We start from the raw sequence: 7,565 nt of genomic DNA on the forward strand, positions 1-7,565 counted from the left end.
AAATTATATTTTTCCCCTAAATAGAATTTTAATTTATAATTCATTATTTTCATATTACATTTATATAATTATATTAATAATGATTTATTTAGGGGGTACACTCTTTGAAGGAGAAAATAATTTTAATTTTCCAAATATCTGCCGTTTTTATAGGTACAGTAGTTGGTGCAGGATTGGCATCAGGTCAAGAAATAAGCCAATTTTTCACTCAATATGGATACAAAAGCTTTTTTGGCATATTAATCTGTGGTATTATATACATAATAATGTCTATTATAGTAATCAACTTAAGCATAAAATATAAGTTAAATTCCTATGATGGGCTTATTCTTTTGGTAAGCCCCGGATTTTTAGGTATGGTAACTAATTTTTTAACTACCTTTTTTTTAATTGGAGGTTCCTCAATAATATTGGCAGGAAGCGGTGCCTTAATACATCAATATTTTGGCGTATCCAGGTGGGTAGGTATATTTTTTATGGTATTCGCATCCATAATTATCCTATTTAGAGATACCAAAGGACTGATGGAAATAAATTCAGTAATAGTACCCTCTCTTATACTTGTAATATTAACTTTATTTCTGCTGCATTTAATTTTCTACAAAAATGTAAATCTATCTTTTATAAAAAGCATACCCTATTACAAAAATAACTGGCTTTTATCTTCATTAGTATATTCAGGATTCAATGTACTATGCTGCAGCGGAGTACTTGTACCCCTTAGCCTTTCCATCGGCAAGAAAAAAAGTCTTATAGCTGGATCTATTATAGGAGCTCTGGGGCTTACAATTTTGGCTTTTATAATAAACTTTTTACTGATCTCAAATATACCTTACATATTTAAATATGAAATTCCTCTGCTCTACATAGCCAACCGATTTGGCAAGCTGCTTCAAACAATGCTTCTTTTTGTAATTTGGCTTGAAATGTTTTCTACAGAAGTGTCCGATGTATACAGTGTAGGTAAAAATCTGCAGGAAATATTCAATATATCTTACAATAAGTCAGTGATCTTAATCATTTTAATCACAATTCCTATATCCCAAATTGGATTTATAAATTTAATTTCTCTATTATACCCTGCATTTGGAGTGGTTAGTTTCATATTTATACTGCAATGTATAATCTTTTATATAAGAGAATATAGTAAATAAGACTTATAAGAGGGCTATCTCAAAACTTTGAAATAGCTCTCTTTATATGATATATAACATCAATCATTAAGTCGATTATAGGTGAGTTATCCTATGTCTTTTTATAAATTTCCCATATCCTTTTTTCCCTATAAATTTATTATCCTGTACGATTATTTCTCCTCTTACCATAGTCAAAACAGGATAGCCTCTCACCTTAAATCCTTCATACATAGTATAGTCAACATTCTCGTGAAGAATGTCCCTGGTCATAGTAACCTCTTTATCCGGATCTATTAAAACTATATCTGCATCTGAACCCACTGCAATATGTCCTTTTCTGGGATAAAGTCCTGAAAGCTTGGCAGGAGCTGTGGAACATACATCTACAAATTTATTTATTCCTATTCTCCCCTTTACAACACCTTCAGAAAATATAAGAGGTATTCTTTCTTCAATACCGGGTCCCCCGTTAGGACAATCTGCAAAGTTATCTTTCCCAAGCTGTTTTTCACCTTTATAGAAAAATGGACAGTGATCTGTTGCTATGGTCTGTATATATCCATCTTTAATTCCACTCCACAATGCAGCTGTATCCCTTTCTCTTCTCAAAGGTGGACTGAAAATATACTTCAATCCATCAGGTTGCCTAAGTTTATCTTCTGTGAGTAAAAGATATTGAGGACAAGTTTCTGCATATACCATTTGCCCCCTATCTCTTGCCATTTTAATATATTCCAAACCAATTTCCGTAGAAAGATGGACAATATAAAGTGGTGCATCCCCTGCTATCTTTGCAAGGTTTATCATTCTGTTTATTGCTTCTCCCTCCACCTCAGCCGGTCTGCTTAAAGCATGATATATGGGCTGTATTTTACCCTGTTTGATAAAATATTCTTTAAGATATTTTATAGAATCATTATTTTCACAATGTACTGCAGTAATTCCCCCCAGTTCTTTCTGTCTAGCAAGGAGCCTTAAAGCTTCATAATCACTTAATTTGAAATCATAGGTAAGATACATTTTAGAGCTTGGAATTCCCTCTTCTTCCAGCAGCTTTTTCAATTCCTCCAGTCTATTATCATTTATATTCTGTATAACACCATGAAATCCATAATCTATAACAGCCTTTCCGTCTGCATATTTATGATAGACTTTTACCTGATGCGTCAGATCACAGTCCTTGGGACCAAATCCCATATGATCTACTATGCATGTAGTTCCCCCGCAGGCAGCTGCCACAGTACCTGTATAAAAATCATCACTTGCCGTTACTTTTCCAACATGAATATTAAGATGAGTATGTATGTCAATGCCCCCTGGTATTACATATTTACCTTTTGCATCAATAACCACATCAGCTCTTTTACATATATTCAAACCGATCTCTTTTATAATTTCGTCTTCAATATACACATCTCCCCTATATATATCATCTGCAGTTACAATAGTTCCGTTTTTTATTAAAGTAGACACGTGAATCACCTCCAAAAAGCTATTATTATATCTACTATACAATTAAGCAAAAATCATTCCATAGCTTCTTTACAAAATAGAGAATATATTTTAACATATTATTATATAAACATTAGGAAAGAAGTGTTCTTCATGATAGATACTCTTAAAAGCTGTAACCTATGCCCTAGAAATTGCAGGATAAACAGATTAAAAGGACACATTGGTTTTTGTAATGCCGGTAAAAATGTAAAAATAGCCAAGGTCTCTCTTCACAAATGGGAAGAACCCTGTATTTCAGGAAGTATTGGTTCAGGTACCGTATTTTTTTGCCATTGTAATTTAAAATGTGTATTTTGCCAAAATCACAGCATAAGTTCTGAAAATATAGGTAAAGAAGTATCTATAGAAAGACTCAGTGACATATTTTTAGAACAGCAGGAAAGAGGGGCACATAACATAAACCTAGTCACTCCCACCCATTATATACCCCAAATAGTTCAGGCACTTGATATAGCTAAATCAAAGGGACTTACCCTTCCCATACTTTTCAACACCAATAGTTACCAGACTACAGAAGCATTAAAAGCTCTTGAGGGATACATAGATGTATATCTTCCCGATCTAAAATACTTTAGTAATAAATATGCTATAAAGTATTCCAATGCACCTGGCTATTTTAATTGTGCTTCGAGAGCTATAAAAGAAATGTATCGTCAGGTAGGAAGTGTAACATTTAATAGTTCCGGTCTTATAACAAAGGGACTAATAATACGTCATCTTATGATCCCAGGTCTGCTATTTGACTCAAAAAAGATAATGGATTATATCTATAACACTTTTGGAAATTCAGTATATATAAGCATCATGAATCAATATACCCCCGTGTATCATGCTTACAAATTTCCAGAAATAAATAGAGCATTAAATCCTAAACATTATGACTCCCTCATAAATTATTGTATTTCACTTGGAATAAAAAATGCGTTCATTCAAGAAAACGGTACGTGTTCCGAAGACTTTGTACCTGATTTTGATCTACAGGGAGTATAATTAATTCTATTAAAAACTGACTAAAAAATATATCAAATATCTATTTATTAGTCAGTTCTCAAATTTTCATATTTTGTATTTATCCAGTTCTGATTTAAAGGATTCTGTTATCTTTTTAAACTCACCTATACTGCCCATAAGATTTTTAATGTCATTAGTATAATTGGACACATTGGCACTAACTTCCTCTGAAGACGCTGAGTTTTCCTCTGCAATTGCTGCCAGAGATTCCATATTATCATATATCCCAGATATAGAATCCGATTCTTCAGTTAGCTTATTTATAGTTTTTATCATGGAAGAAGCAACCTTCTCTATAGAATCTGTAGCTTCATAACTTATATCTCTTACATTTTGAAGCTTATCACTTTCCAGTTTCAGTATATCGAACTGTTCCTCTATATTCTTCACCAGTTCCTTTATATCTTCTGCAAATTTAACCAAGTTGGAATTTATATCTTTTACGGCATCCTGAGATTGTTCTGCCAGATTTCTCACTTCTTCAGCTACCACTGCAAACCCTTTACCCTGCTCTCCAGCACGAGCAGCTTCAATAGATGCATTGAGAGCCAATAAATTAGTCTGTTCTGAAATTCCTGAAACTATGGAAACTATACCTGTTATATCCTTTGCCTTTGATTGAAGTTCAGTTCCCATATCTCTGACTTTTTTAAAACTTTCCAAAGTACTCAATATATTTTTACTTGTACTATCTACGTTTTTATAACTGTTGCTTATTTTATCCATAGATTTCTCAAGTTCCAGCTTATTACCATTTTCATTTTGCACTATAATTTTTAAATTTTCAATGTTGTCATTCAATACAGATACCACTTTTTCTGTATTTTCTGCCTGATTTACCGCACAATTGGCCACCTGTTCTACTACATCAGATATCTCACCTGAAGTATTGTTCATTGAATTGGATATTTTATCTATATTTAACACAAATGTGTTCATTTCATCAGTTACACCTTTGAATCCCACAAAATCTGATTTTATTGTTTTCTTATGCTTCTTTAAAAGGTCATATATGTTTTCAAAAAAATCATTCGTCTCTATATCCCCATCTTCAATGTAATTATTTCTATTGATCTTATTCATCGTATCCATTATAATAGACTGAGGTTTCATAAGTATGGAACCAGATATATAAGCTCCTAAAAAAGCTACCAATGAGATTATTATAGACTTAAATAAATTATTCAACCCTAATAGTGGAACAGACACTATCAAGCACAATACCAAACTGAATATTCCAACTTTTATTCCAACATTTTTTATAAATCCCAAAGAAAGCAGTTTATTAAACCCATAAACTTTCTTATAATATATATCTTTATCAAAAGTAAATTTAAACTTTACAGAATTATTTGTTTCTTCGATTTTCTCTATTCCAAGCTTTTCTCCAAAAAATTTAGCGCTTCCTTCTATCATACCCATAAGGTAATCAAACATGGCTCTATCAGATTTATATTCAAATACAGCGGTTTTAGATGATATAGGGTTTATTACTACGAGAGGTGGTTTGGCTCCTGGAAATTTTTTAGTCATAACTACATGTACATCAAACATTGATCTCAAAAATGAATACAAGTTTTCATGTTTGAAAAAAGCTGGATAATCTTTATAAAAAGCATTTATATTATCAAGACCTATCTTTTTCCATAATGTTTTTACATCCTCATTATTATCTTTTGCTATAATTTCAATTACCTTTTTTATCTCTGCGTCATCTACATTTTCAATAGGTGAAAATATTTTAGATGCTCCCCATCCAACTTTATCCATAGCAGTATCTACAGTTTCATCACCATAAAGTTTCCTGCATGTCCTCATCCATGTGGCAATTACAGTACCTTTCATTTTTTTATCCTCCTTGTGTGACTTCATGTATAAAAAGTTCCATTTAAACTGTACAGCTTATTTATAGCATAATCTCTACTTTATCTAATTTTGCAATTACATTTAAACTTTTTACTTCAATAGTTTCCGTTCTTACAGTGTTTTTACCGCTTATAAGAAGCATTTTATTGTTATCCAATTTCTTTATCTGCCTCAGCACTCTGCTGTCATTATACTCCACCAAATATATAGAATTGTTTTCAATTTCTCCCGTAATATGTGCAAAGGCCAAATCCCCTCTCTGTATTCTAAAACCTTCCATATCATCGCTCTCTATTTTCAAATAAAAAACCTTGTCCTGTGCATATCCCTCTATTTTATTTTCAATCAGAGGAAGTTGTTTAAACCCAATAGGTTTATCCATTTCGTATTTATACACAGGTACTTTTTTCAAAACGGATCCAAAGGCTTCATTCCAAATATCCTTAACTTTTTCTTTCTTATTATTATATATCGGAGAAAATTCTTCTTTTTTGACCTCATGTGTCTGTTCTTCAAAAGACATTGTTATATCATTCATATCTTTACCTAAAATTTTAGAAATCCTATCTATTATTCCCTGATTAGCTATTTTTTTCCCTATCTCAACTTCATTTATAAATCCTTCGGAAACTCCCAACTTCTTAGCAAGCTTTTTTTGACTCATTCCCGATTTAATTCTTGCAGATTTTATTTTTTCTCCTATTCTACTCATTTTTTCCTCCCATTACTAAAAAGGTCATACTATATCATACTATTTTGAAACTTCTTTATTTTTCTCAAACCATGCTCTCTCCTGGAGGAGATGATTCAACAAATACTTAAAACTCCAATTTACAGAAGTTTCAGTGACCACGGCCAAAATAGGTGTACTCTCTATCTTAATTTTTAATTCTCTCATAATTCCATTTATCTGTTTATCCGTCAAATCATTAAATAATATTACTTTTTCATTTAAAAAATAAACATTATCCTGTTTTTTTAATTGTTCTCCTGAATTTCCAGATAATATGTCTTTTATTTTCATTTCTGTCATGTGATTTTTTATTATTTTAAAATTGCTGACATTAAATTCTCTGCCTATATCTTTTATAATCTTTTCATCATTTTTATCAAATCCATATAAAATTATGGCTTTATTACTTTGTAGAAACATGTACATCATCCTTTCAAAACATCACTTTCAAATAAAATACTGATCAATTTATCTTTTTAAAAGCTCATAGCTCAATTTTATAATGTCCTGGCTATTCATAGAATTAAATATCTTTATACTGCCCAATTTATCTATATTTTTATTTATAATGTTATACTTGATTAGTTGCCTTTTAAGTTGCTGTACAGTACCTTTGCTGCCATCTATTATAGGTATATCATTACCCAATATCTTAGATATGCTTTCCTTTATAAAAGGATAATGTGTACATCCCAATACCACAGCTGCAATTCCCTGTTTCTTCAAAGGAAGCAATTTCGGATTTAAATAATCTTCAATTACTTTTCCCTTTATTATACCCTGTTCGATGAGTTCCACAAGTCCAGGACAAGGGAGCGGCTCTATCATTGAATTTTTATCATATTTTTTCATAAGGTTATTAAATTTTTTTTCAGATAATGTCATAGTGGTCGCCATTATCACTACTTTCCCTATTCTATTAATTTCCATAGCTGGCTTCAATGCTGGTTCTATACCTATTACCGGCATGTATTTGCTATATTCTTTTCTCAAGTCTATTATAGCCGCACTAGTTGCAGTATTGCAGGCGATAACCAATGCCTTTATATCTTTCTTCAATAAGAATTTTACAGCATTAAGCGTAAGTTCTTTTACATTTTCCACAGTTCTTATACCATAAGGAGCCATTTTTGAATCTCCAAAATATACATAATTTTCATTTGGTAAAATTTTAACAGCCTCTTTTAAAACACTTATTCCACCTATTCCAGAATCAAAAAAACCAATTGGTCTGTTCTCTGACTCCATTCTATCACCTCATTAACTCCAATTGAATAAATAATATTTTATCATTTATATTATAT

The 7,565-nt window shown here is 31.4% G+C and carries 7 protein-coding genes; 2 read left to right on the plus strand and 5 right to left on the minus strand.

What is annotated here, in order from left to right; translation table 11 throughout:
- The first annotated feature begins 104 nt into the window (after positions 1 to 104).
- Positions 105 to 1,154, plus strand: a complete 1,050-nt coding sequence (locus tag J5G60_RS14965; protein WP_150357207.1) for a YkvI family membrane protein — start codon at positions 105 to 107, stop codon at positions 1,152 to 1,154.
- A 75-nt stretch (positions 1,155 to 1,229) separates the two neighbouring features.
- Here J5G60_RS14965 and hydA read toward each other — a convergent pair whose 3' ends face one another.
- The gene (gene hydA, locus J5G60_RS14970; RefSeq protein ID WP_150357206.1) at positions 1,230 to 2,609 is read right to left on the minus strand and encodes a dihydropyrimidinase; all 1,380 of its coding nucleotides are present in this window, start codon (positions 2,607 to 2,609) and stop codon (positions 1,230 to 1,232) included.
- A 132-nt stretch (positions 2,610 to 2,741) separates the two neighbouring features.
- Here hydA and J5G60_RS14975 point away from each other — a divergent pair, with 132 nt between their 5' ends.
- Entirely contained in the window at positions 2,742 to 3,641 is a 900-nt protein-coding gene (locus J5G60_RS14975) for a radical SAM protein (RefSeq protein ID WP_150357205.1), read from the plus strand.
- 66 nt (positions 3,642 to 3,707) lie between these two features.
- Here the strand turns inward: J5G60_RS14975 and J5G60_RS14980 are convergent, their stop codons facing one another.
- From J5G60_RS14980 to murI, 4 genes are all read right to left on the minus strand, one after another.
- Positions 3,708 to 5,507: a heme NO-binding domain-containing protein gene (locus J5G60_RS14980; protein ID WP_150357204.1), complete on the minus strand. Its 1,800-nt coding sequence runs from the start codon at positions 5,505 to 5,507 to the stop codon at positions 3,708 to 3,710.
- Positions 5,508 to 5,568: 61 nt separating this feature from the next.
- Positions 5,569 to 6,240: an XRE family transcriptional regulator gene (locus J5G60_RS14985; RefSeq protein ID WP_150357203.1), complete on the minus strand. Its 672-nt coding sequence runs from the start codon at positions 6,238 to 6,240 to the stop codon at positions 5,569 to 5,571.
- Positions 6,241 to 6,279: 39 nt separating this feature from the next.
- Positions 6,280 to 6,681: a DUF3783 domain-containing protein gene (locus tag J5G60_RS14990; RefSeq protein ID WP_190972213.1), complete on the minus strand. Its 402-nt coding sequence runs from the start codon at positions 6,679 to 6,681 to the stop codon at positions 6,280 to 6,282.
- A gap of 48 nt (positions 6,682 to 6,729) precedes the next feature.
- Positions 6,730 to 7,509 carry a glutamate racemase gene (murI, locus tag J5G60_RS14995; protein WP_150357201.1) on the minus strand — a complete coding sequence of 260 codons (780 nt, stop codon included), beginning with the start codon at positions 7,507 to 7,509 and terminating at the stop codon, positions 6,730 to 6,732.
- Between the last annotated feature and the right edge of the window lie 56 nt (positions 7,510 to 7,565).

This window comes from Clostridium sp. HV4-5-A1G, assembly GCF_900184915.1.
In the GTDB taxonomy this organism is placed as follows: domain Bacteria; phylum Bacillota; class Clostridia; order Clostridiales; family Clostridiaceae; genus Clostridium_B; species Clostridium_B aromativorans.

Excerpts from the sequence above, each read along its gene's own strand:
- J5G60_RS14980 (WP_150357204.1), bottom strand. The coding sequence starts at position 5,507 with ATGAAAGGTACTGTAATTGCCACATGGATGAGGACATGCAGGAAACTT.
- J5G60_RS14985 (WP_150357203.1), bottom strand. The coding sequence starts at position 6,240 with ATGAGTAGAATAGGAGAAAAAATAAAATCTGCAAGAATTAAATCGGGA.
- J5G60_RS14990 (WP_190972213.1), bottom strand. The coding sequence starts at position 6,681 with ATGTTTCTACAAAGTAATAAAGCCATAATTTTATATGGATTTGATAAA.
- murI (WP_150357201.1), bottom strand. The coding sequence starts at position 7,509 with ATGGAGTCAGAGAACAGACCAATTGGTTTTTTTGATTCTGGAATAGGT.
- J5G60_RS14975 (WP_150357205.1), top strand. The coding sequence starts at position 2,742 with ATGATAGATACTCTTAAAAGCTGTAACCTATGCCCTAGAAATTGCAGG.